This is a genomic window from Magnetospirillum sp. UT-4, from assembly GCF_902729435.1.
Classification (GTDB): Bacteria; Pseudomonadota; Alphaproteobacteria; order Rhodospirillales; family Magnetospirillaceae; genus Magnetospirillum.
In genome coordinates this window covers 108,649-133,566 of sequence record NZ_CACVCG010000013.1, presented here as the reverse complement: position 1 = coordinate 133,566, position 24,918 = coordinate 108,649, and the positions used below count along the sequence as shown (strand labels likewise).

The window sequence follows — 24,918 nt, the reverse complement described above, 5'->3', positions numbered from 1 at the left end:
CGCTCTAAGCCTCATCCTGAGGAAGCCCGTAGGGCTGTCTCGAAGGATTAGGCGTCCCCGGCCCGGATTTCGCAAAGGTCCCGCAGGCGGGCGAGGGGGCATTGGCCAGCCGAGAACTAAACCGGACAGACGTGGGTCAAGCCCGGCCATGGCGGAAATCGGTCATCGTCAGATATGCAGCGCCCGGCCGTCCACCGCCAGGCAGGCTTCCTTGACCGCCTCGCCCAGCCCCGGATGGGCGTGGGAGGTGCGGGCGACGTCCTCGGCGGCGGCGGAGAATTCCATGGCCAGCACCAGCTCGGCGATCAGGTCGCCGGCATTGGCGCCGATGATGTGGGCGCCGAGGATGCGGTCGGAGGCGGCATCGGCCAGCACCTTGACGAAGCCCTCGGACTCGTTCATCGACCGCGCCCGGCCGTTGGCGGTGAAGGGGAACTTGCCGGCCTTGTAGGCGATGCCCTCGGCTTTCAGCTGGTCCTCGGTCTTGCCCACCGAGGCCACTTCCGGCCAGGTGTAGACCACCGACGGGATGGCGTCGTAATTGACATGGCCGTGCTGGCCGGCCAGCAGCTCGGCCAGGGCGACGCCCTCCTCCTCGGCCTTGTGGGCCAGCATGGCGCCGCCGACCACGTCGCCGATGGCGTAGATGCCGCCAACCGAGGTGCGGAAATGGCCATCGACCTCGACGAAGCCACGGGGGTTGATCGCCACGCCGACCTTGTCCAGGCCCAGCCCCTCGGTATAGGGACGCCGGCCGATGGCCACCAGGACCACGTCGGCCTTGATTTCCTCCGCCTCGCCACCGGCGGCCGGCTCCAAGGTCAGGGTGACGTGGTGGCCCTTCTTCACCGCCTTGGTCACCTTGGTGCCGAGCTTGAAGGCCATGCCCTGCTTGCCCAGGATGCGCTGCATCTGCTTGGACACTTCCGCGTCGTTGAACGGCAGGATCTTGTCCAGGTACTCGACCACCGTCACCTGGGTGCCCAGGCGGCGCCACACCGTGCCCAGTTCCAGGCCGATGACGCCGCCGCCGATCACCACCATGGATTTCGGCACCTTGGGCAGGGCCAGGGCGCCGGTGGAGGAGACGATGACCTCCTCGTCGATCTCGACGCCGGGCAGCGGGGTGACGTCGGAGCCGGTGGCGATGACGATGGCCTTGGCGTCGTACACGGTGTCGCCCACCGCCACCTTGCCGGCGGCGGGGATGGAGCCGGCGCCGACGATGTAGGTCACCTTGTTCTTCTTGAACAGGAACTCGATGCCCTTGGTGTTGTCGGCGACCACCTTGTCCTTGTGGCCCATCATGGCGGCCAGATCGAGGTCGAGCTTGCCCACCTTGACGCCGAAGGCGCCCATCTCGTGCCCGGCGGCCTCGTAATGATGCGAGGCCGTCAACAGCGCCTTGGACGGGATGCAGCCGACATTGAGGCAGGTGCCCCCCAGCGCGCCGCGCTTCTCGACGCAGGCCACCTTCAGGCCCAGCTGGGCGGCGCGGATGGCGCAGACGTAACCGCCGGGGCCGCCGCCGATGACAACAACGTCGAAGGAAGTGTCGGACATTGATTTGACGCCTTCTTAGAAATAGAAATTCTTCACCACAAAGACACAAAGGACACGAAGAAAAAATCTCTTCCTGCTTTTCTTCGTGCCTTTGTGTCTTTGTGGTTAAATTGTTTTGCCTACATCTCCAGCAGGATGCGCTGCGGGTCCTCGATGCATTCCTTGACGCGCACCAGGAAGCTGACCGCCTCGCGGCCGTCGATGATGCGGTGGTCGTAGGACAGCGCCAGGTACATCATCGGGCGCGCCTCGATCTTGCCGTCGGGCATCACCATCGGGCGCGGCTGCACCTTGTGCATCCCCAGGATGGCCGATTGCGGCGGGTTGAGGATGGGCGTGCTCATCAGCGAGCCGTAGACGCCGCCGTTGGAGATGGTGAAGGTGCCGCCCGTCAGCTCGTCCATGCTGAGCTTGCCGTCGCGGGCGCGCTTGCCCAGCTCGCCGATGGTCTTCTCGACGTCGGCGAAGCTCATCTGGTCGGCACCCTTCAGCACCGGCACCACCAGGCCCGAGGGCGTGCCCACGGCGACACCGATGTCGTAGTAGTTCTTGTAGACGATGTCGTCGCCGTCGATCTCGGCGTTGACCGCCGGCCAGTCCTTGAGGCCGGAGATGCAGGCCTTCACGAAGAACGACATGAAGCCCAGCTTGGCCCCGTGCTTCTTCTCGAAATTGTCCTTGTACTGGTTGCGCACCGCGAACAGTGCGGTCATGTCCACCTCGTTGAAGGTGGTCAGCATGGCGGCGGTGTTCTGCGCCTCCTTCAGGCGCTCGGCGATGCGCTTGCGCAAGCGGGTCATGCGCACCCGCTCTTCCAGCATCGCCTTGGGCCTGGGGCCGGAAGGGGCCGCCGGGGCCGGCTTGGGGGCAGGAGTGGCGATGGCTTCCAGCACGTCGCCCTTGGTCACCCGCCCGCCCTTGCCGGTGCCGGCGAGGGCGGCGGTGTCGATACCGGCATCGGCGGCGACCTTCTTGGCCGAGGGCATGGCGGCGGGAGCGGCGGCGGCCGGAGCCGGAGCCGGAGCCGGGGCGGCAGCGGCGGGCTTGGCCTCGGCCTTGGGCGCCGCTGCGGCGCCGGTACCGGCGCCGATCACCCCCAGCTCGGTACCGATGCCGACGGTCTCGCCGGCGGCGACCAGGATCTCGGCCAGCACGCCGGCGGCCGGGGCGGGCACCTCGGCGGTGACCTTGTCGGTCTCCAGCTCGACGATCGGCTCGTCCGCCTTGACCGCGTCGCCGACATTCTTCAGCCACTTGGCGACGGTGGCTTCGGTGATGGATTCGCCCAGGCTGGGCACCGTGATCTTGGTCGTCATTTGGGGCGTTCCTTCGGAAGGATCCTAGGCGGTCAGGCGGGAGAGCTTGGAGGCGCGGCGGAACGGCTGCGGGAAGACCGAGATGTCTCCGACCAGCGCGTTCTCGACGATCCAGTTCTGCTCGAAGTTATGGGTCTTGTAGAGGCCGGTGGCCGGCGAGGCGGCGGCCCGGCGGCCGCAATAGGCGGCGCGCCTGGCCTTGATCTCCAGTTCCTCGCACAGGAACTCGATGCGGCGATCGACGAAGGTCCACGGCCCCATGTTGGCCGGTTCCTCCTGCACCCACACCAGATCGGCCTCGGGGTAGCGGGCCAGCTCCTTCTTGATGGCGTCCTTGGGCCAGGGATAGAGCTGCTCGACCCGGATGAGGGCGACGTCGTTGATCTCGCGCTTGGCCCGCTCCTCGAACAGGTCGTAATAGACCTTGCCCGAGCACAGGATGACCCGGCGGATCTTGGTGTCGGGCACCAGGCGCTCGGTCTCGGCCAGCACGCGGTAGAAGCGCGAGCCGGTGAGCATCGAGGCCAGCGGCGAGACGCAGAGCTTGTGCCGCAGCAGCGATTTCGGGCTCATGATCACCAGCGGCTTGCGGAAGTTGCGGTGGAGCTGGCGCCGCAGGGCATGGAAGTAGTTGCCCGGGGTGGTGATGTTGCAGACCGACCAATTGTCCTCGGCCGATTGCTGCAGATAGCGTTCCCAGCGGGCCGAGGAATGTTCCGGCCCCTGGCCTTCGTAGCCGTGGGGCAGCAGCATCACCAGGCCCGACATGCGCAGCCACTTGGACTCGCCCGAGCTGATGAACTGGTCGATGATCACCTGGGCGCCGTTGGCGAAATCGCCGAACTGGCCTTCCCACAGGGTCAGCCCCAGCGGCTCGGCCAGGGAATAGCCGTATTCGAAGCCCAGCACCGCCTCTTCCGACAGCGGCGAATCGATGACCTCGAATTCCGCCTGGTGGCCCGGGCGGATGTGATTGAGCGGCTCGTAGCGGGCCTCGTTCTCCTGGTCGATCAGGCGGGCGTGGCGGTGCGAGAAGGTGCCGCGGCCGCAATCCTGGCCCGACAGGCGGACCCGGTGGTTCTCCAGCAGCAGGGTGCCGAAGGCGAGCGCTTCCGCCGTGGCCCAGTCGATTCCGGCACCGGTGTCCATCATCTCCTTCTTGGCCTGGAGCTGGCGGACGATCTTGCGGTTGACGTTGAGGCCCTCGGGCACCTCGGCCAGCTTGGTGCCGACCTCCTTCAGCATCTCCTCGGTGCAACCGGTGTATTCCTCGCGGTACTCCTCCTCCTCGGCCAGCTGCGCCAGGCCCTGCCAGCGCCCCTCCAGCCAGTCGGCCTTGTTGGGCTTGAACGACTTGGCGGCCTCGAACTCCTTCTCCAGGGCCTCCTGGAAGTCGGTGACCATGCCGTCGGCCTCGGCCTCGGTCATGGTGCCCTCGGCCACCAGCTTGCGGGCATAGACGGCGCGGGTGGTCGGATGGCTGGCGATCTTGCGGTACATCAGCGGCTGGGTGAAGGCCGGCTCGTCCGCCTCGTTGTGGCCGTGGCGGCGGTAGCAGATCATGTCGATGACCACGTCGGTCTTGAATTCCTGGCGGAACTCGGTGGCGATGCGGGCGACGTGGACCACCGATTCGGGATCGTCGGCGTTGACGTGGAAGATGGGCGCCTGCACCCCCTTGGCGATGTCCGACGAATAGGGGCCGGAGCGGGAATATTGCGGGGCGGTGGTGAAGCCGATCTGGTTGTTGACGATGATGTGGATGGTGCCGCCGGTGGCGTAGCCCTTCAGCTGGGACAGCAGCATGGTCTCGGGCACCACGCCCTGGCCGGCGAAGGCGGCGTCGCCGTGCAGCAGGATGGCCATCACCTTGGACCGCTCGGTGTCGCCCATCTGGGTCTGCTTGGCGCGGACCTTGCCGACCACCACCGGATCGACCACCTCGAGATGCGAGGGATTGGCCTGCAGGCTGAGGTGCACGACGTTGCCGTCGAAGTCGCGGTCGGCCGAGGTGCCCAGGTGGTACTTGACGTCGCCCGAGCCCTGGACGTCCGACGGATTGGCCGGGTTGCCCTGGAATTCCGAGAAGATGGCCTGGTAGGGCTTCTTCATGAAATTGGCCAGCACGTTGAGGCGGCCGCGATGGGCCATGCCCACCACCACGTCCTGCAGCCCCAGCTGGCTGCCGCGCTTGAGGATCTGCTCGAGGGCCGGGATCACCGATTCGCCGCCCTCCAGGCCGAAGCGCTTGGTGCCGGTATACTTCAGCTGCAGGAAGCGTTCGAAGCCCTCGGCCTCGACCAGGCGCTGCAGGATGGCCTTCTTGCCGCGCTCGGTGAAGTCGGTCTGGTTGCGCACCGATTCGATGCGGCGCTGGATCCAGGCCTTCTGGTCGGGGTCCTGGATGTGCATGAACTCGACGCCGATCTTGCCGCAATAGGTGGCGCGGACCACCTGGACGATCTGGCGCAGGGTGGCGGTTTCCAGGCCCAGCACGTTGTCGATGAAGATGGGGCGGTCGAGGTCGGCGTCGGTGAAGCCGTAGGAGCGGTAGTCCAGCTCGGGGTGCGGCTCGCGCTCGGCCAGGCCGAGGGGGTCGAGGTCGGCCTCCAGGTGGCCGCGCACCCGGTAGGTGCGGATCATCATCAGGGCGCGGATGGAATCGACCACCGCCTTGCGGCTTTCCTCGGGCGAAAGGCCGGCGGCAGCGGCGGGCTCGGCCTTGGCGCCCTTGCCCTTGGCGGCGGCCTCCTTGGCCTTCTTCGCCGCCTCGGCGGCGGCCTCGGGGTCGATGGCGCCGACCACCTTGAGGTCGCGCGGTGCCCATTCGGTGCCCTTGAAGTCGCGGGCGATGGCGCCGGCCTCGTCCTTCAGCTCGCTGAAGAAGCGCACCCACGAGGCATCCACCGAGGCGGGGTCCTCGATGTAGCGGGCGTAGATCTCGGCAATGAACACGGCGTTGCCGCCGGTAAGGAAGGAGGACTCGTCGAAATGCTTCGTCATGCGGGGGCTGACGCGGGTTGGTCCCGCATCCCTCTCAACTGGTGGGCACACGGCGCAAAACCCAGATAAGCCTCGGCCCGGAGCTCTTGCGGAACCCCGGGCCGGGCGGGTGCTATCCCTTCAGCACCTTGACCATGGTCGAACCCAGCGACGCCGGCGAATCCGCCACGACGATGCCGGCCGAGCGCATGGCCTCCATCTTCGAGCCGGCATCCCCCTTGCCGCCCGAGATGATGGCGCCGGCATGGCCCATGCGGCGCCCCGGGGGGGCGGTGACGCCGGCGATGAAGCCGACCACCGGCTTCTTGACCTTCGAGGCCGTGAGGAACTCGGCCGCCTCTTCCTCGGCCGAACCGCCGATCTCGCCGATCATGATGATCGCCTGGGTCTCGGGATCGGCCAGGAACAGGTCCAGGCAGTCGACGAAGTTGGTCCCGTTGATGGGATCGCCGCCGATGCCGATGCAGGTGCTCTGGCCCAGTCCGGCGGCGGTGGTCTGCGCCACCGCCTCGTAGGTCAGGGTGCCCGAGCGCGACACGATGCCGATCTTGCCGCGCTGGTGGATGTGGCCCGGCATGATGCCGATCTTGCATTCGCCGGGGGTGATGACGCCGGGGCAGTTGGGGCCGACCAGCCGGGTCTTCGAGCCCTGCAGGGCGCGCTTGACCGCCAGCATGTCGGCGACCGGAATGCCCTCGGTGATGCACACCGCCAGGTCCAGTTCGGCGTCGATGGCCTCGAGGATGGCGTCGGCGGCGAAGGGCGGCGGCACGTAGATCACGCTGGCATTGCAGCCGGTGGCGGCCTTGGCCTCGGCGACGGTGTTGAACACCGGCAGGTCAAGGTGCTTGGTGCCGCCCTTGCCCGGGGTGACGCCGCCGACCATCCTGGTGCCGTAGGCGATGGCCTGTTCCGAGTGGAAGGTGCCCTGGGCGCCGGTGAAGCCCTGGCAGATCACCTTGGTGTCCTTGTTGACGAGAACGGCCATGGTTACGCAGCCTCCTTCACGGCCTTGACCACCTTTTCGGCGGCGTCCGCCAAATTGTCGGCGGCGATGATGGGCAGGCCCGACTGGGCCATGATCTTCTTGCCCAGCTCGACGTTGGTGCCTTCCAGGCGAACCACGAGCGGGACGTTCAGCGACACCTCGCGGGCCGCCGCGACCACGCCTTCGGCGATGACGTCGCAGCGCATGATGCCGCCGAAGATGTTGACCAGGATGCCTTCGACGTTGGCGTCCGACAGGATCAGCTTGAAGGCGGTGGTGACGCGCTCCTTGGTGGCGCCGCCGCCGACGTCGAGGAAGTTGGCCGGCTCGCCGCCATAGAGCTTGATGATGTCCATGGTGGCCATGGCCAGGCCGGCGCCGTTGACCATGCAGCCGATGGAGCCGTCCAGCTTGATGTAGTTGAGGCTGTGGCGCGCCGCCTCCAGCTCGGCCGGGTCCTCTTCCGACTCGTCGCGCATCTCTTCCACCTCTTTTTGGCGGAACAGCGCGTTGTCGTCGAAGTTGACCTTGGCATCCAGGGCGATCAGCTGGTCGTCGCCGGTGACCACCAGCGGATTGATCTCGACGATGGAGCAGTCGAGGTCGATGAACGCCTTGTACATGGCGGCCATGAACTTGACCGCGGCGCCGATCTGCTTGCCCTCGAGCCCGAGGCCGAAGGCGAGCTGGCGGCCGTGGTACTGCTGGAAGCCCTGGACCGGGTCGATGGCGACCTTCAGGATCTTCTCGGGGTGCTTGGCGGCGACCTCCTCGATCTCCATGCCGCCCTCGGTCGAGGCCATGATGGTGACGCGGCTGCTGGCGCGGTCGATCAGCATGCCGAGATAGAGCTCGCGGCGGATGTCGCAGCCCTGCTCGATGTAGACCCGCTTCACCTCCTTGCCGGCGGGGCCGGTCTGGTGGGTGACCAGGATCTTGCCCAGCATGGAATCGGCGGCGGCGGCGACGTCGTCGACCGCCTTCACCACCCGGACGCCGCCCTTGCCGGACTCGTCGCCCTTGAACCGGCCCTTGCCGCGGCCGCCGGCGTGGATCTGCGACTTGACGACCCAGACTGGGCCGCCAAGCTCCTTGGCGACCTGGATCGCCTCGGCCGGGGTGTAGGCGACGCCGCCCTTCAGCACGGCGACGCCGTACCTGGCGAGAAGCTGCTTGCCCTGATACTCGTGGATGTTCATGGCTTCGGTCTCTCGTTTCCCGACAGTGTATTTAGGCGCCGATCAGGCCCTTTGCGACCTTGATCAGGCCACGCACCGCGTCGGCGGACTTGTTGAAGCCGGCCTGCTCCTCGGCGTTCAGCTCGATCTCGATGACCTTCTCGACGCCCTTGTCGCCGATGACCACCGGCACGCCGACGAACACGTCGTCGGGCTGGCCGTAGGTGCCGGCCTTGACCAGGCTGGCGCAGGGCAGCACCCGCTTCTGGTCCTTGAGGTAGGCTTCGGCCATCTGGATGCCCGAGGCGGCCGGGGCGTAGAAGGCCGAACCGGTCTTCAGCAGGTTGACGATCTCGGCGCCGCCGTCGCGGGTGCGCTGGACGATCTTGTCCAGCTTCTCCTGGGTGGTCCACCCCATCTTGACCAGGTCGGGCAGCGGAATGCCGGCGACGGTGGAATAGCGCACCAGCGGCACCATGGTGTCGCCGTGGCCGCCCAGCACGAAGGCGGTGACGTCCGCTACCGACACCCCGAACTCCTCCGCCAGGAAGGTGCGGAAGCGGGCCGAATCGAGCACGCCGGCCATGCCGATGATCATGTGGGCGGGCACGCCCGAGAAGTGCTGCAGCGCCCACACCATGACGTCGAGCGGGTTGGTGATGCAGATCACGAAGGCGTCGGGACAATTGTCCTTGATGCCCTTGCCCACCGATTCCATGACCTTGAGGTTGATGCCGACCAGATCGTCGCGGCTCATGCCCGGCTTGCGGGGCACGCCGGCGGTGACGATGACCACGTCCGAACCCTTGATGGCGGAATAGTCGTTGGCGCCCGAATAATGGCAATCCACGCCCTCGACCGGAGTCGATTGCAGGATGTCGAGGGCCTTGCCCTGGGGGATGCCCTCGGCGATGTCGAACATCACCACGTCACCCAGCTCCTTCAGGCCGATGAGGTGGGCGAGCGTGCCGCCGATGTTGCCGGAACCGACGAGAGCGATCTTCTTGCGTGCCATGATGGGTATCCCTCGAAAGGTGATCGGAATTCTGTGCCAAAGGGTGGGCCGCGGTGCGGCGCAGCATGGGGCTGTGAAAGGCTTTGGTAACCCGATTCGGCGTTGAGGGCAAGGGCCTTGCCTTCCCTTCCCGTAACATTAGAAGTTTTTGATATTGCCGGTTTTCCTATGACTTGCGGCACCGTTCGAAGCCCTTTCGGGTTAACCCTTTGGAGTTCTTCGAAAATGTCCTACCCGGCCAGGATTTCCCCTCCCCAATAGGGTAGGTTCCGGGGGCGGGATCGGTTTTGCTCCCGCCGGGTTCCCCACCCGGCACCCACCCCCGGACCCCGCGATCGGGTCAGCCCAGCCCAACCAGGGAGCGGGCGAAGGCTTCCGCCGCGAACGGCCGCAGGTCACCGGCCTGCTCGCCCACGCCGATGGCGTGCACCGGCAGGCCGAACCTCTCGGCCAGCGCCACCAGCACGCCGCCGCGGGCGGTGCCGTCCAGCTTGGTCAGCACCAGCCCGGTGACATCGACCATGTCCTTGAACGCCTCGACCTGGGAATGGGCGTTCTGGCCGACGGTGGCGTCGAGCACCAGCAGCACGTCGTGGGGCGCGGTCTCGTCCTGCTTCTTGATGACGCGGACCACCTTGGCCAGTTCCTCCATCAGCCCCTGCTTGTTCTGCAGCCGCCCGGCGGTGTCGATGAACAGCAGGTCGTCGCCCCGCGCCCGGGCCTCGGCCACCGCGTCGAAGGCCAGGCCGGCGGCGTCGGCGCCGGTGTCGCGGCAGATCACCGGGCAGCCGGTGCGCTCGCCCCACACCTTGAGCTGCTCCACCGCGGCGGCGCGGAAGGTGTCGCCGGCGGCCAGGGTGACCGAGCGGCCGTCGTCCCGGAACTGCTTGGCCAGCTTGCCGATGGTGGTGGTCTTGCCCGAGCCGTTGACGCCCACCACCAGCACCACATGCGGCTTGCGGCTGAAATCGGGCGCCAGCGGCTGCGCCACCGGGGTCAGGATCTCGGCCATCTCCTCGGCCAGGGCGGCCCGGATATCCTCGGCATCGACGTCCTGGCCGAAGCGGGTCCGGGCCAGGCGCCGGGTCACCCGCTGGGCGGTGGCGAGGCCGAGATCGGCGGTGATAAGCAACTCCTCCAGTTCCTCCAGCGCCTCGTCGTCGAGCTTGCGCTTGGTGAACAGGTCGCCGATGCCGGTGGTCAGGCGGGACGATGATTTCGCCAGCCCGCCCTTCAGGCGGGCGAACCAGCCCTCCTTCTCCGGCACCGGCTCGGGCGCGGGCGCGGGCGCGGGCGTTTCGTCCTTCTTCTTGCCGAAACCGAACAGGCTCATCGCGCTTTCCCTCTGCCGTCATGCCCGGGCTTGACCCGGGCATCCATGGATCGCCGGGTCAAGCCCGGCGATGACGAGTGATTAGATGGCATCAGCAACCAAAACCCCACCCTCGACGGCTTTGATCCGCACCGTCACCACCCGGCCGGCCTCGCCCGCCACCCGTACCGGCAGATAATGCTCGCAGAAGCCGCGTCCGTCATCCTCGAGCAGCACCCGCGCCGGGCGGCCGATACGGGCCGCCAGGAAGGCGGCCATGGCGGTCTCGCCCCTGGCCCGGAGCGCAGCGGCGCGCTCCTTGACCACGTCGCCCGGCACCCGCTTCAGCCTGGCCGCCGGGGTGCCGGGCCGCGGGCTGAAGGGGAAGACGTGCAGATGGGTCAGCCCGGCCTCGTCCACCAGGTCGAGGGTGCGGCGGAACATGGCATCGTCCTCGGTGGGGAAACCGGCGATGAAATCGGCCCCCAGCGCCACGTCGCCGCGCAGATCCCGCAGCCGTTGCGCCAGGCGCAGCACGTCGGCGCGGGAATGACGGCGCTTCATGCGCTTGAGGATGAGGTCGTCGCCGGCCTGCACCGACAGGTGGAAGTGCGGCATCAGCCGATCGTCTTCCGCCACCGCCGCCAGCAGGTCGGCATCCAGCTCCACCGGATCGAGGGAGGACAGGCGCAGGCGCGGCAAGTCGGGCACCAGCGCCAGGATCTTGCGCACCAGCTGGCCGAGGCGCGGCCGGCCGGGCAGGTCGCCGCCATACGAGGCGATGTCGACCCCGGTCAGCACCACCTCGGCGAAGCCCTGGGCGGCCAGGTCGCGGATCTGCTCCACCACCCGGCCCATGGGCACCGAGCGGTTGGGGCCGCGGCCGAAGGGGATGACGCAGAAGGTGCAGCGGTGGTCGCAGCCCTGCTGCACCTCGACGAAGGCCCGGGCCCGGGCCTCGAAGCCGGACACCAGATGCCCGGCGGTTTCGCGCACCTGCATGATGTCGGAGACGACGATGCGCTCCGGGGCCGGCGCGATGAAGGCGTCGGCCGCCATCTTGTCGGCATTGCCCAGCACCTGGTCGACCTCGGGCATGGCGGCGAAGGTCTCGGGCCGGATCTGGGCGGCGCAGCCGGTCACCACGATGCGGGCCTCGGGATGGGCGCGCCGCGCCTTGCGGATGGCCTGGCGGGCCTGGCGCTCGGCCTCGGCGGTGACGGCGCAGGTATTGACGATGATGGTCTCGACCCCATCCTCGGCAGCCTTGGCATGCTCGCGCATCACCTCGGATTCATAGGCGTTGAGGCGGCAGCCGAAAGTCAGGATCCGGGTCACCGGGCGCCCCCCCACCCCAACCCTCCCCCGCAAGGGGGGAGGGGGATGTGCAAGCCCTCCCCCCTTGCGGGGGAGGGTTGGGTGGGGGGCGGAACCGCGTTCACGCCAGCAGGTCCGGCCCCAGCCGCCCCGAGGCGACCAGCGCCACCGGTCCGGTCATCAGCACGTGGTCGTCGCGCAGCCATTCGATGGCCAGGGTGCCGCCGTCCAGAACGATCTCGGCCTGGCGGCCGCTCAGGCCGCGCCGCGCCGCCGCCACCAGGGTGGCGCAGGCGCCCGAGCCGCAGGCCATGGTGATGCCCGCCGAGCGTTCCCACACCCGCATGCGGATGCGTCCCGGCTCCAGCACCTGGGCGATCTCGATGTTGGCGCGCTCGGGGAACAGGGGGTGGCGTTCCAGCCCCGGCCCCAGCGCCGCCAGGTCCACCGCCTCGGCATCGTCGACGAAGAACACCGCGTGCGGATTGCCCATGCTGACCGCCACCGGGTCGGCCAGCGGCCCCGCGGTGATGCCGAGATGCAGGGTGTCCACCGGCTCGGCGAGGGGAATGTCGCGCCAGTCCAGCCGCGCCGGCCCCATGTCCACCGCCACCAGCCGCTCGCCGCGCCGCTCGGCGTCGAGCAGGCCGGCCCGGGTCTCGATCACCACCTTGTCGCGCCCCGAGTCCTCCATCAGCAGCCAGGCGACGCAGCGGGTGGCGTTGCCGCAGGCCCCGGCCTCGGAGCCATCGGGATTGTAGATGGTCATCCAGGCGTCGGAGACGGCGGAGCGCGCCGCCTCGACCACGATCAGCTGGTCGCAGCCGATGCCGGTGTGGCGGTCGGCGACGGCGCGCACCCGTTCGGGGGTCAGGCCGAGGTCGCGGCCGCGGGCGTCGAGCACGACGAAGTCGTTGCCCAGGCCGTGCATCTTGAGGAAGGGGTGGCCGTTCTGCATCCCGGCGTTATATGGGCTGTACGGCGGCCAAGTCTATAGCAGCGCGTATTGGGCCTGTCCCGCCTTGGCCCGGCGCTTGGTCGGGCGCCGGGCGGTCTTGCCGGCGGCGTCCTGGCGGGTCTCGACGGCGACCAGTTCGGCGGCCAGGCGGCCGCGTTCGCTCCTGATCTCGTTCAGTTCGACGGTCAGCGCGTGGTTGGCGTGGGTGAGGCGGCGGTTCTCGGCCTCCAGGCGCTGGCGCCGGGTTTCCGCCTCGGACAGGCGCACCCCCAGGCGTCCCGCCTCGGACAGCGCCTCGCGGAACTGCTCGCGCATGGTCGCCTCGTGCGCCTTCAGGCGCAACAGCTCGGTGCGCGCGGCGTCCAGTTCCTCGGCGCGGTCGGCCAGCTCGGCACGCAGGCGGATGGCGGCGGCGGCGTCCTTGGCGGCATCCATGAAGCTGGGGGCGTCGGCACCGGGCACCGTGGCGCGGCCCTGGCGCAGCCGCTCGTTCTCGGCCCTCAGGTGGCGGATTTCGTTGCGCAGGTCGAAGACCGCGTCCTCCAAGGCCTCGGTCTCGCCGCTGGGCGGGCCGCTTTCGGCGAGGCGGCGGGACAGCTCGACGAAATCGGCGCCGTGCCCGTCCAGCAGGCGCTTGGCGGTGCGCAAAGCGTGCAGCGCCTCGGACTCGTTGTCCGAGGCGGCCAGGGCCAGCACCTTGGCAAGCTTCTGGACGTCCATCCGCCAAATCTCGTGGGTCAGCCGGGAATCAACCCCGAGATACTGAGTCGCACGACTCGGGAAAGCAATGAAAACTTTCGCGCCGGTGACAGAATTGTCTCAAGAATCCATTGCCTTCGCGCCCGCTTTGGGTCTATGTGCGGCGCAACCAAAGCTGTCCGGACCATTCCCCCTATGATGCCCCGCCCATGATGAAAGTCATCCGCGCCAAGCTGCACGGCATCCGCGTCACCAGCGCCGACCTCAACTACCACGGCTCGATCACCCTCGATCCCGAGCAATGCGCCCTGGCCGGCATCTACCCCATGGAATTCGTCGAGATCTGGAACAAGAACTCGGGCGCGCGCATTTCCACCTACGTCATCTTCGGCCAGCCCGGCTCGCGCTGCTGCGTGCTGAACGGTGCCGCCGCGCGCACCTGCCAGCTGGGCGACGAGGTGATCATCGCCGCCGCCGACTACATCAGGGGGCCCGAGGAGCTGTATACCCTGAAGCCGCGCATCCTGACGTTCCTGCCCGACAACCAGGTGGACCAGGTGCTGTATTACGACGTCTACCAGAGCGAGGCGCGGCCCTTCGACTTCCGCATCCTGGATGCCGACAAGCACACCGTCGAGGCCTGCCACACCTGGCCCAATGTCGATATCGCCAGCGTGCGCGACGACTTGGCCGCCAAGGGCTGGGCCGAAGCCGAGATCGATTCCTTCGTCAACTCGCACTTCTCGTTATGAGCGGGGTCGGGGATCAGCAAAGTGCTGAGACCGACCCGGCCGCCATTGCGGCGGCGGCCAAGGGCGCGGATGCGCCCGCCCGGCGAGGGCAAACAAGAAATGCCGTCGTCCTGCTATCCGGCGGGCTCGATTCCGCCACCACCCTGGCCATCGCGAAGGACATGGGCTTCACCTGCTGGGCGCTGTCGTTCCGCTACGGCCAGCGCCACGCGGCGGAGCTGGACTGCGCCGCCAAGGTGGCGGCGGTATTGGGGGCGGCCGGGCACCGGGTGGCCGACATCGACCTGCGCGCCTTCGGCGGCTCGGCCCTGACCGCCGACATCGCCGTGCCCAAGGACCGCGACGAGGGCGAGATGGCGTCGGGCATCCCGATCACCTATGTCCCGGCCCGCAACACCATCATGCTGTCCTTCGCCCTGGCCTTCGCCGAGGTGCTGGACGCCGCCGACATCTTCATCGGCGTCAACGCGGTGGACTATTCCGGCTATCCCGATTGCCGCCCCGACTATGTCGCCGCCTTCGAGCGCATGGCCAACCTGGCCACCAAGGCGGCGGTGGAGGGGCGCCCTCTCACCCTGCACACGCCGCTGATTCACCTGACCAAGGCCGAGATCATCCGCCGCGGCGTGGAACTGGGGGTGGATTACGCCATCACCTCCAGTTGCTACGACCCCGACCCCATGGGCCGCGCCTGCGGCCGCTGCGACGCCTGCCGCCTGCGCCTCAAGGGCTTCGCCGCGGCGGGCCTGACCGACCCGGCCGCCTACACCCTTTGACACCCCCCGCCGCCCGCCCCATCATGGCCGCCACGAGGTTGGCGGGAAGGGAATGGCGGGCATGCGGTGGATGTTGGTCGCGGCGGGCGTGCTGCTCGCCCTGTGGGGGCTGCCGGCCGCCGCCGCCCCGAACGTGGTGGCCGAGGAATTCCAGGTCGAGGCCAAGGACGACGGCATCCTCCTTCACATCCGCAACAAGCATCCCGAGGACTATTACGACGCCAAGCCCGGCCGCACCGTGCTGTTCGTGCACGGCGCCACCTTTCCCGGCGCCGCCACCTTCGACCTGGCGCTGGACGGCACCAGCTGGATGGATTTCCTGGCCCGGCGCGGCTACGACGTCTATGCCCTCGACATCCGCGGCTACGGCAAGTCGACCCGGCCGCCCGAGATGAACGGGGCGGCCGAGGCCCACGGGCCGGCGGTGGACGGCATGGTGGCGCTGCGCGACGTCTCCAAGGCGGTGGATTTCGTGCTGTCGCGGCGCGGCGTCGAGCGGCTGGTGCTGGTGGGCTGGTCGTGGGGCGCCACCCTGGCCGGGCGCTACGCCAGCGAGGCCAGCAACCGTGTCGAGCGGCTGGTGCTGTATGCGCCGCAATGGCTGCGCGACGACGTGGCGGCCGCCGACGCGCCCAAGCTGGGGGCGTGGCGCGCCGTCAAGCTGGACGGGCTGCGCGAGCGCTGGCTGCGCGAGGTCCCCGAGAAGGAACGCCGCGACCTGATTCCCCAGGGCTGGATGACGGCATGGCTGGCGGCGCTGGGCACCCGGGCCGAGGACGGCGCCCTCAAGGTGCCCAACGGCGCCGTCGCCGACACCCTGGCCTCGTGGGCGGCGGGCAAGCCGTGGTGGAACCCCGAGCGGGTCAGCGCCCCCACCCTGGTGGTCCAGGGCGAATGGGACATGGAGACGCCGCCGGCCATGGGCCTGTCGGTGTTCGCCCGCCTGACCGGCGCGCCGGTGCGACGCTACGTGATGATCGGCGAGGCCACCCACACCCTGTTGCTGGAGAAGAACCGGCACCACCTGTTCCGGGCCGTCCACGGCTTCCTCGAGGAAAGCTTCGCCCCGTGAGGCGTGCCCGGCGGCGCTTGCCGGCGAAGCGGCGGGAGTCTAGGCTTGGCCCGGGACAGGTGAAGGGAGCCTCATGACACGCCGGATCATCGCGGCGCTGGCCGCTTTTCTGTTCGCAGCACCTTTCCTGTTCGCAACGCCGGCCCTGTGCGCCGAGCCCGACCTGCCCTCGCCGCCGCCCGCCGACTGGATGGAGCAGGCGCAGCTGTATGGCCGCGTCGCCACCCTGGGGCCAACCCATGACGGCGCCGTGGTCGCCTGGGAGGAGGACCACCAGCGGGCGCTGTCCTCGGGCTTCCTGTTCGACCTGTCGCGCCGGCTGCTGGCCCTGGGCGAAGCCGAGCGGGCGCTGGAATGGTACGCGGTGGCGCTGATTCGCGGCCAGTACGACGCCGCCCGCTGCCGCGACGCCACCGCCCGGCGCGCCGTCTCGGGCCTGGCCCGCCAGGCGGCGCCGGTGGCCCGCTACGGCCAGGCCCATCCGGCCGAGTTCGCCGCCGCCGGCCGCCGGGCGCTGGCGCGGAGCGACCTGTTCGCCCACACCATCGCGCCCGACTGGGTCTGCGCCCAGGCGCTGTCGGGCATGGGCGGCCAGAGCGCCGGCACCCTGCCGCCCGAGCGCTGGCCGGCCGCCGAGGCCTCGGTGCGGGCCGAATACGGCCGCCAGTTCGAGGCGATGGCGGCACGCTGACGCTTTCCCCTCCTGCGTGTCTACCGGCCGCCCGCCGCCGCCGCCATCTGTGCCACCGGGATGCTGCGGCAGGCGGCCGCGGCGCGACATGTGGGAGGAACCGATGCGCCTGATTGCAACCGCCGTGATGGCGGCGCTGGCCCTGGGGCCGGTCGCCGCCGTGGCCCAGGAAACCGGCCGGATCGTCTGCCAGAAGGACGTCGAACGGACAGCCAGGGAGCTCGACCAGGTGCGTGACCGCCTGTCGCCCGAGGCGGTGCGCGACGCCGAGCGCCGTCTCGACATCGCCAGCAGCCAGTGCCACGGCCAGACCCAGCTGGGGCAAATCACCCTGTCGCGCCTGCGCGGCGAGCTGGGGATGGAAAGCGAGCAGACCGCCAGCACGCCCTGGGATGCCGAGGAGAGCGGATCCCAGTGATTGCCGTCGCCGTGCTTTTCGTCGTGATGATGATGACGTCGGCGCCCGCTTCGGGCGCCGACTGCACGCCCGAAGCCAACCGCCTGGGCCAGGCCATGCAGGGGAAACCGGGCGACACCGCCAGCAACCGGCGCGCCCTGGGCACCGCCCAGCGGCAGTGCCGCGACGACCCGGCCAAGGGCCGCGCCACCCTGGACTCCACCCGCCGCACCATGCGCGACCAGAACGCCCGCCCCCAAAGCGGCTACCGGACGCCGTCGCTGCGCACCCCCGACCAGCTGATGGGGCGGCCGGAATAATGCCAACCGTCCTTTGGAAAAGGATGGTTGGCATCGTTTGATTTCGCCCTCGCCGGGCGCGCGCGTCCGCGCGCTTGGCCGCCGCCGCAATGGCGGCTGATTACCATCTCGCCCTTGTTTCGCCCGAGAGTCGTTTTATCCTGATGCGCATCTGACCGCTGCGGATGCGTCTCCATGATCAACCTGTCCCGACGCCAAGCCATGGCCGGCCTCGCCGCCGGCGCCCTGCTGCCCGCCCTGACCGGCTGCCAGGTCGCCCCCGGCACCGGCCGGTCCGGATTCAACCTGCTGTCCGCCGATGACGAGAGCAAGATCGGCGCCGACACCCATCCCCAGATCATCCGGGAATTCGGCGGCGCCTACGACGACCCGGCGGTGCAGGCCTATGTCGCCGGCCTCGGCCAGCGGCTGGTGCGGGTGTGCGAGACCCCCGAGGCCGAGTTCCGCTTCACCGTGCTGGACAGCCCCGTCGTCAACGCCATGGCGCTGCCCGGCGGCTACATCTACGTCACCCGCGGGCTGATGGCGCTGACCGCCAACGAGGCCGAGCTGGCCGGGGTGGTCGGCCACGAGATCGGCCACGTGCTGGGCCGCCACACCGCCCAGCGGGTCAGCCAGGCCCAGGCCACCGGCCTGCTGGCCGGCATCCTGGGGGCGGTGGTCGGCACCCCGGGGGTGGCCGACCTCGCCCAGCTGGGCGCGGCGGCCTATCTGCAGAGTTTCTCGCGCGAGCAGGAGCTGGAGGCCGACCATCTCGGCTTCCGCTATCTGGCGAAGGCCGGCTGGGATGCCCATGCCATGGCCTCGATGCTGGACAAGCTGCGCGACCAGGCGCGGCTGGAGGCCATGATGGCCGGCCGCTCGCCCGACAGCATCGACCAGTTCGACTTCATGGCCTCGCACCCGCGCACCCGCGACCGCGTCGAGGCGGCCATGGCCGAGGCGCTGGGGGCGCCGCCCCAGGGGGCGCTGGGCACCGACACCCTGCTCGACCGCATCGACGGCATGATCTACGGCGACAGCCCGGCGCAGGGGGTGGTGCGGCGGCAGGCCTTCCTGCATCCCGACGGCTTCCGCTTCGAGGTGCCGGAGGGCTTCCGCATGACCAACGGCACCCGGGCGGTGACGGCGCGCGACGGCAGCGGCGCGCTGATCGTCTTCGACGGCGCCGCCGCCAAGGGCAGCGGCAGCGACATGCTGGGCTACCTCACCCGGGTGTGGATGCCGCGCGCCCGGCTGTCGGGGGCCGAACGGATCGACATCAACGGCATGGCCGCCGCCACCGCCTCGACCCAGGGCCGCACCCGCCAGGGCCAGGTCGATATCCGGCTGGTGGCCATCCGCTTCGACCAGGACAGCCTCTACCGCTTCACCTTCGTCACCCCGCCCGGGCGCACCGCCCGGCTGGGCGAGGCGTTGCGGCGCACCACCTACAGCTTCCGCCGCCTGGGCGAGGACGAGCGCACCGGCATCCGCCCGTTGCGGCTCAAGGTGGTGCGGGCCGCCCCCGGCGACACGGTGGAACGCCTGGCCGAGCGCATGGCGCTGCCGGACTGGCGGGCCGAGACGCTGCGGGCGCTGAACGGCCTCGACGAGGGCCGGCAGCCGCAGCCGGGCCAGCGCATCAAGCTGGTGGTGTAAATCCTCGGCTCATCCCGGAATGGCGGGGAAGCCGCTTGCCGTGCCCGTCATCCCCGCGAAGGCGGGGATCCAGGGGTGCACCGACACCCTCTCCGCGACTCCTGGGTTCCCGCCTGCGCGGGAACGACGGGTGGTGGCGTCCGACTGAACGTCCGGCGAATTGGCGACGAACCGAACCCTCACCCCGCCGCCGCCGGCACCCGCAGGGACTCGTCGCGGATCGGCAGGTGGACCAGGGCGGCGAAGATGCCCAGGGCCATGGTGACCATCCACATGGCGTCGTAGGACAATGTCGCGTCATAGATCACCCCGCCCAGCCAGGCCCCCAGGAAGGCGCCGACCTGGTGCGAGAAGAACACCACCCCGAACAGCATGCCGAGGTAGCGCGGGCCGAAGACGCAGGCGATCAGGCCGGTGGTGGGCGGCACGGTGGACAGCCACATCAGGCCGATGGCGGCGGCGAAGGCCAGCAGCGTGATCTCGGTCTTCGGTCCCAGCACGAACAGCAACGTCACCACCGCGCGCCCGAGATAGAGGGCGGACAGGACGAATTTCGGCCGCCAGCGCTGGGCGGCGCGGCCCATCAGGACGGTGCCGGCGACGTTGAAGATGCCGATGGTGAACAGCGCGGTGGCGCCCGCCCCCTGGCTCATGCCGCACAGCGCCAGATAGCCGGGCAGGTGGACGCCGATGAAGGCGACCTGGAAGCCGCAGACGAAGAAGCCGGCGGTGAGCAGGCGGAAACCCTTGTGCCCCCAGGCTTCGCGCAACGCCTCGGCCATGCTCTGGCCGGCGGCGACGGCGGCGGCACCGGCCATGCGCTCGCCCTTGGCCAGCAGCAGCGCCATGGGCAGCGTGGCGAGGGAGAAGCCGGCCATCACCCAGACCGCGCCGGTCGGCCCCAGGGCGCCGATCAGTCCCTGCGCCACCGGGATCATCGCCATCATGCCCAGCGAGCCCAGCGCCGAGCCGATTCCCATGGCGATGGTGCGATGCTCGGGCGCCACCGCGCGGCCGACCGGACCCAGCACCACCGCGAAGCTGGTGGCAGCCAGGCCGAAGCCCGAGACCAGCCCGAGGCCGAGGATGGTGCCGAAGGTGCCGCCCGTGGCCACCAGGGCCATGCCGGCGGCGAAGCAGACCGCGCCCACGGCCGCCACCCGGGCGGCGCCGAAGCGGTCGGCGGCGGCCCCGGTGAAGGGCTGGAAGGCGCCCCACAGCAGGTTGTGCAGGGCCACCGCCAGCGAGAAGGTGGCCAGCGGCCAGCCGCGTTCGTCCGACAGCGGCCCCATCAGCAGCCCCTGGGCCTGGCGCGAGCCCATGGAGACGCTCATCATCGTCGCCCCGGCGGCGAAGATGACGAGGACGGCCGGCGACAGCCAGACCGGGCGGCGCACCGGCCTATTCCGCCGCGCGGGCGGCGGCCCGGGTCAGGGGATGGGCGAGGCGGCTCAGCATCTCCTTCGGCACCACCTGCCAGAAGCGCGGCGATTCGCGGGACCAGTCGGCCAGCAGCGACTGCGCCCACGGCGACTGGGTGGCGGCGACGTGGTCGCGGATCAGCTCTCGCAGCACCTCTTCCCAATGGTCGCTGTCCAGGCGCTGCCACACCACGCTTTCCCCATTGACCATCAGCGGCAGGGTGCCGTCGGCATCGTAGACGAAGGCCATGCCGCCGGTCATGCCGGCGGCGAAGTTGGCCCCCACGGCGCCCAGGATGACCGCGGTGCCGCCGGTCATGTACTCGCAGCCGTTGGAGCCGCAGCCCTCGATCACCGCCGTCGCGCCGGAATTGCGCACGGCGAAGCGCTCGCCCGCCTGGCCGGCGGCGAACAGCCGGCCGGCGGTGGCGCCGTACAGCACGGTGTTGCCGATGATGGTGTTCTCGTTGGACTTCAGCGGGCTGGAGACCGGCGGGCGGACCACGATGGTGCCGCCCGACAGCCCCTTGCCGACGTAATCGTTGGCGTCGCCGAACACTTCCAGGGTCAGGCCCTGCACCGCGAAGGCGCCCAGCGACTGGCCGGCAGAACCGCGCAGGCGCACCACCACATGGCCGGGCTGCAGCCCCTCCATGCCGTACTTTTTGGTGATGTGGTGCGACAGCCTGGTGCCGATGGCCCGCTCGACGTTGCGGACGTTGTAGGCCAGCTGCATCTTCTCGCCCTCCTCCAGCAGCGGCCGGGCGTCCTGGATGATGCGGGCGTCCAGGGTGTCGGGCACCTCGTTGCGCTCGTCCTGGGTGCAGTAGCGGGCGTGTCCGCCGGCATCGGCCTGGGCCAGCAGCGGATTGAGGTCGAGGTCGTCGAGATGCTCGGCGCCGCGGCTGACCTGCTTCAGCATGTCGGTCCGCCCGATCACCTCGGCCAGCGAACGCACCCCCAGCGAGGCGAGGATTTCCCGCACCTCCTCGGCGATGAAGCTGAACAGGTTGACCACCTTGTAGGGGCTGCCGGTGAACCTGGCGCGCAGGGCCGGGTCCTGGGTGCACACCCCCACCGGGCAGGTGTTGGAATGGCACTGGCGCACCATGATGCAGCCCATGGCGATCAGGCTGGTGGTGCCGATGCCGAATTCCTCGGCCCCCAGCATGGCGGCGATGACGATGTCGCGCCCGGTCTTGAGGCCGCCGTCGGTCCGGAGCCTCACCCGGTGGCGCAGACGGTTCAGGGTCAGCACCTGGTGCGCTTCCGACAGGCCCAGCTCCCACGGCAGGCCGGCGAACTTGATGGAGGTCTGCGGCGAGGCGCCGGTGCCGCCCACATTGCCCGAGATCAGGATGGTGTCGGCCTTGGCCTTGGCCACCCCGGCGGCGATGGTGCCGATGCCGGAGCGCGACACCAGCTTGACCGTCACCCGCGCGACGGGGTTGATCTGCTTGAGGTCGTAGATCAGCTGGGCCAGATCCTCGATGGAATAGATGTCGTGGTGCGGCGGCGGGCTGATCAGCATGACGCCGGGGGTGGCGTGGCGCAGCTTGGCGATCTCCACCGTCACCTTGAAGCCGGGCAGCTGGCCGCCCTCGCCGGGCTTGGCGCCCTGGGCCACCTTGATCTCGATCTCGCGGCACATGGTGAGGTACTCGGCGGTGACGCCGAAGCGGCCCGAGGCGATCTGCTTGACCGCCGAATTGGCGTTGTCGCCGTTGGGCCGCGGCCGGTAGCGCTCGCGGTCCTCGCCGCCCTCGCCCGACACGCTCTTGGCGCCGATGCGGTTCATGGCGATGTTGAGGGTGCCGTGGGCCTCCGGCGACAGCGCCCCCAGGCTCATGCCGGGGGTGAGGAAGCGCTTGCGGATCTCGGTGATGCTTTCCACCTCGTCGACACTGACCGGCTGGGCGAGGGGGCGAAAGTCCAGCAGATCGCGGATGGTGATGGGCGCCAGCTTGCGCACGCCGTCCGAATAGCGCCGGTAGGTGGCGTAGGAATCGTTGGCCACCGCGCTTTGCAGGGTGTGGATCAGGGTGCCCTCGAAGGCGTGCGCCTCGGCCCCCTGGCGGAAGCGGTAGAAGCCGCCGACCGGCAAGGCGGGGGTGGCGACGGCGAAGCCGGCGGCGTGCTGGGCGACGGTCTTCTTCTCGATGCCGTTCAGGCCGATGCCCGAGATGCGGCTGGTCATGCCGGGGAAGAATTCGGCCACCAGCGAGCGCGACAGGCCCACCGCCTCGAAGTTGCAGCCGCCGCGATAGCTGGAGATGACCGAGATGCCCATCTTGGACATGATCTTCAGCAGGCCCTGGTCGAGGGCCTTCTTGTAGTGGCGGATGCACTCCTCCAGCGTCATGCCGGGGAACAGGCCGCGGCGCCAGCGGTCGGCGATGGCCTCCTGCGCCAGATAGGCGTTGACGGTGGTGGCGCCGACGCCGATCAGCACGGCGACGTAGTGGACGTCCAGGGCCTCGGCCGAGCGGACGTTGAGGCTGGTCCAGGTGCGCAGCCGTTCGCGCACCAGATGGGAATGGACGCCGCCGGCGGCCAGGATCATCGGCACCGCGGCGCGGCACGCATCCATGGCCTTGTCGGACAGGATCAGGTGGGTGCAGCCCGCCCGCACCGCCTCCTCCGCCTCGCGGCGGATGCGGGCGAGGGCGTCCTTCAGCGCGTGCTCGCCGCCGGAGGGATCGAAGGTGCAGTCGATCTCGGCCGCCGCCGCGCCCATGGAACGGCGCATGGCCTCGAACTCGGCGGTGGAGAGCACCGGCGAATCGAGGGCCAGCACGTCGCACTGGCTTTCGTGCTCGTCCAGGATGTTGCCCAGATTGCCCAACCGGGTGCGCAAGGACATCACCCGGGATTCGCGCAGTGAATCGATGGGCGGGTTGGTGACCTGGCTGAAGTTCTGCTTGAAGAAGTGGTGCAGGCCGCGATAGCCCTCGGACAGCACCGCCAGCGGCGCGTCGTCGCCCATGGAGCCGATGGCCTCCTTGGCCTCCTCGACCATGGGGTGCAGGATCAGCTCCATGTCCTCCATGGTGAGGCCGCAGGCCAGCTGGCGCCGCCGCAGCTCCTCGGCCGACAGCTCGGCCGGCTCGGGGGCGCCGGTCTTGACCAGGCTGTCCAGCTCGGTGATGCGCCCGGTCCAGGCGCCATAGGGCTTGCGCGCCGCCAGCAGGTCCTTGAGCTCGCCATCGCGGTACAGGCGGCCCGATTCCATGTCGACGGCGATGGCCTGGCCGGGTCCGACCCGGCTCTTCTCCACCACCTCGGCATCGGCCACCTTGACCATGCCGGTCTCGGACCCGACGATCAGCAGCCCGCCCTTGGTGATGGTGACGCGCATGGGCCTGAGGCCGTTGCGGTCCATGCCGGCCACCACCCAGCGGCCGTCGGTGGCGCACAAGGCGGCGGGGCCGTCCCACGGCTCGATCACCGCGTTGCAATAGCCGAAGAAGGCGCGGTGGGCCTCGGGCATCAGGGCGTTGGAGCCGACGCTTTCGGGGACCAGCATCTGCTTGACCAGCGGCGCCGGGCGGCCGGCGCGGACCATCACCTCGAAGACGTTGTCCAGCGCCGCCGAGTCCGAGCCGCCCGACTGCACCACCGGCTTGACGTCCTCCATGAAGTCGCCGAACGCCTCGTGGCCCATGCGCGGCTCGTGCGCCTTCATCCAGTTGAGGTTGCCGGCCAGGGTGTTGATCTCGCCGTTATGGGCGAGCATGCGGAAGGGCTGGGCCAGACGCCAGGTGGGGAAGGTGTTGGTGGAATAGCGCTGGTGGTAGATGGCGAAGCGCGACACGAAGCGCTCGTCCAGCAGGTCGGGATAGAAGCTGGTCAGCTGCTCGGCCAGGAACATGCCCTTGTAGATCACCGAGCGGCAGGACAGCGAGCAGATGTAGAAGTCGGTGATGGTCTCGGCCAGCACCGCCTTCTCGATGCGGCGGCGCAGGATGAACAGGTCGGTCTCGAACCGCTCCTCGGGCCGGCCCAGGGTGTTGGCGACGATGATCTGCTCGATCTCGGGGCGGGTGGCGTTGGCCTTCTCGCCGATCACCGAGACGTCCACCGGCACCTGCCGCCAGCCATAGATGGCGTAGCCGAAGTTCAGGATCTCGGTCTCGACGATGCAGCGGCAGCGCTCCTGCGCCCCCAGATCGGTCTTGGGCAGGAACACCATGCCGATGGCGATCCGCCCCGGCCCCGGCTCGTGGCCGGAATGGCGGATGTGGTCCTTGATGAAGTCCTGCGGGATCTCGACGTGGATGCCGGCGCCGTCGCCGGTCTTGCCGTCGGCATCCACCGCGCCGCGATGGAACAGCACCCTGAGCGCCTCGATGCCGGCCACCACCACGTCGCGCCTGGGCTTGCCGTCGAGGGCCGCGACCATGCCGACGCCGCAGGCGTCATGGGGGGCGGTGTCGATGCCGGCTTGGTTCAGCAGGCGCTCGTTGGCCAGGTATTCGGCGACGAAAGTCTCGCTCATC

The 24,918-nt window shown here is 69.4% G+C and carries 19 protein-coding genes; 7 read left to right on the top strand and 12 right to left on the bottom strand.

Annotated features, from left to right (window positions below):
• Window positions 1-168: 168 nt before the first annotated feature.
• The 10 genes from lpdA to MTBUT4_RS01235 all read right to left on the bottom strand — a co-directional run bounded on the left by lpdA (window position 169) and on the right by MTBUT4_RS01235 (window position 13,370).
• Entirely contained in the window at window positions 169-1,563 is a 1,395-nt protein-coding gene (lpdA, locus tag MTBUT4_RS01280) for a dihydrolipoyl dehydrogenase (RefSeq protein ID WP_173977852.1), read from the bottom strand.
• Between the two features lie 119 nt (window positions 1,564-1,682).
• A complete protein-coding gene (gene odhB, locus MTBUT4_RS01275; RefSeq protein WP_173977851.1) occupies window positions 1,683-2,879 on the bottom strand; it encodes a 2-oxoglutarate dehydrogenase complex dihydrolipoyllysine-residue succinyltransferase in 1,197 nt (398 codons plus the stop codon).
• A 24-nt stretch (window positions 2,880-2,903) separates the two neighbouring features.
• Entirely contained in the window at window positions 2,904-5,882 is a 2,979-nt protein-coding gene (locus MTBUT4_RS01270) for a 2-oxoglutarate dehydrogenase E1 component (RefSeq protein ID WP_173977850.1), read from the bottom strand.
• A gap of 112 nt (window positions 5,883-5,994) precedes the next feature.
• Entirely contained in the window at window positions 5,995-6,870 is an 876-nt protein-coding gene (gene sucD / locus MTBUT4_RS01265; protein ID WP_173977849.1) for a succinate--CoA ligase subunit alpha, read from the bottom strand.
• A gap of 2 nt (window positions 6,871-6,872) precedes the next feature.
• Window positions 6,873-8,069: an ADP-forming succinate--CoA ligase subunit beta gene (gene sucC, locus MTBUT4_RS01260; protein WP_173977848.1), complete on the bottom strand. Its 1,197-nt coding sequence runs from the start codon at window positions 8,067-8,069 to the stop codon at window positions 6,873-6,875.
• 31 nt (window positions 8,070-8,100) lie between these two features.
• Window positions 8,101-9,063: a malate dehydrogenase gene (gene mdh / locus MTBUT4_RS01255; protein ID WP_173977847.1), complete on the bottom strand. Its 963-nt coding sequence runs from the start codon at window positions 9,061-9,063 to the stop codon at window positions 8,101-8,103.
• A gap of 340 nt (window positions 9,064-9,403) precedes the next feature.
• Window positions 9,404-10,396 carry a signal recognition particle-docking protein FtsY gene (ftsY, locus tag MTBUT4_RS01250; protein WP_173977846.1) on the bottom strand — a complete coding sequence of 331 codons (993 nt, stop codon included), beginning with the start codon at window positions 10,394-10,396 and terminating at the stop codon, window positions 9,404-9,406.
• Window positions 10,397-10,477: 81 nt separating this feature from the next.
• Window positions 10,478-11,713 (bottom strand): tRNA (N(6)-L-threonylcarbamoyladenosine(37)-C(2))-methylthiotransferase MtaB, encoded by a 1,236-nt coding sequence (gene mtaB / locus MTBUT4_RS01245; protein ID WP_256367201.1) that lies wholly within the window; start codon window positions 11,711-11,713, stop codon window positions 10,478-10,480.
• A gap of 100 nt (window positions 11,714-11,813) precedes the next feature.
• Window positions 11,814-12,650, bottom strand: coding sequence for a diaminopimelate epimerase (gene dapF / locus MTBUT4_RS01240; RefSeq protein WP_173977844.1), 837 nt, complete (start codon window positions 12,648-12,650; stop codon window positions 11,814-11,816).
• A gap of 33 nt (window positions 12,651-12,683) precedes the next feature.
• Entirely contained in the window at window positions 12,684-13,370 is a 687-nt protein-coding gene (locus MTBUT4_RS01235; protein WP_173977843.1) for a DUF2786 domain-containing protein, read from the bottom strand.
• A gap of 188 nt (window positions 13,371-13,558) precedes the next feature.
• On the opposite strand from MTBUT4_RS01235, the gene MTBUT4_RS01230 reads away from it, so the two are divergent.
• The 7 genes from MTBUT4_RS01230 (at window position 13,559) to MTBUT4_RS01200 (ending at window position 18,998) form a co-directional block, all read left to right on the top strand.
• A complete protein-coding gene (locus tag MTBUT4_RS01230; RefSeq protein ID WP_173977842.1) occupies window positions 13,559-14,101 on the top strand; it encodes an aspartate 1-decarboxylase in 543 nt (180 codons plus the stop codon).
• Complete coding sequence (gene queC, locus MTBUT4_RS01225) at window positions 14,098-14,877, top strand: 7-cyano-7-deazaguanine synthase QueC (RefSeq protein ID WP_173977841.1); 780 nt, start codon at window positions 14,098-14,100, stop codon at window positions 14,875-14,877. Before MTBUT4_RS01230 ends, queC begins: the two co-directional genes overlap by 4 nt.
• 61 nt (window positions 14,878-14,938) lie before the next feature.
• The gene (locus tag MTBUT4_RS01220) at window positions 14,939-15,949 is read left to right on the top strand and encodes an alpha/beta hydrolase (RefSeq protein WP_173977840.1); all 1,011 of its coding nucleotides are present in this window, start codon (window positions 14,939-14,941) and stop codon (window positions 15,947-15,949) included.
• Between the two features lie 73 nt (window positions 15,950-16,022).
• A complete protein-coding gene (locus tag MTBUT4_RS01215) occupies window positions 16,023-16,640 on the top strand; it encodes a hypothetical protein (protein ID WP_173977839.1) in 618 nt (205 codons plus the stop codon).
• 103 nt (window positions 16,641-16,743) lie between these two features.
• Entirely contained in the window at window positions 16,744-17,058 is a 315-nt protein-coding gene (locus MTBUT4_RS01210; protein ID WP_173977838.1) for a hypothetical protein, read from the top strand.
• The gene (locus tag MTBUT4_RS01205; protein ID WP_173977837.1) at window positions 17,055-17,357 is read left to right on the top strand and encodes a hypothetical protein; all 303 of its coding nucleotides are present in this window, start codon (window positions 17,055-17,057) and stop codon (window positions 17,355-17,357) included. The genes MTBUT4_RS01210 and MTBUT4_RS01205 overlap by 4 nt, the downstream gene beginning before the upstream one ends.
• A 174-nt stretch (window positions 17,358-17,531) precedes the next feature.
• Entirely contained in the window at window positions 17,532-18,998 is a 1,467-nt protein-coding gene (locus MTBUT4_RS01200; RefSeq protein ID WP_254434689.1) for a M48 family metalloprotease, read from the top strand.
• A gap of 179 nt (window positions 18,999-19,177) precedes the next feature.
• On the opposite strand, the gene MTBUT4_RS01195 is transcribed toward MTBUT4_RS01200, so the two are convergent.
• Together MTBUT4_RS01195 and gltB are read right to left on the bottom strand one after the other, a co-directional pair.
• Window positions 19,178-20,395: an MFS transporter gene (locus MTBUT4_RS01195; RefSeq protein ID WP_217424086.1), complete on the bottom strand. Its 1,218-nt coding sequence runs from the start codon at window positions 20,393-20,395 to the stop codon at window positions 19,178-19,180.
• A 4-nt stretch (window positions 20,396-20,399) separates the two neighbouring features.
• Window positions 20,400-24,917 (bottom strand): glutamate synthase large subunit, encoded by a 4,518-nt coding sequence (gene gltB / locus MTBUT4_RS01190; protein WP_173977836.1) that lies wholly within the window; start codon window positions 24,915-24,917, stop codon window positions 20,400-20,402.
• Window position 24,918 lies beyond the last annotated feature (1 nt).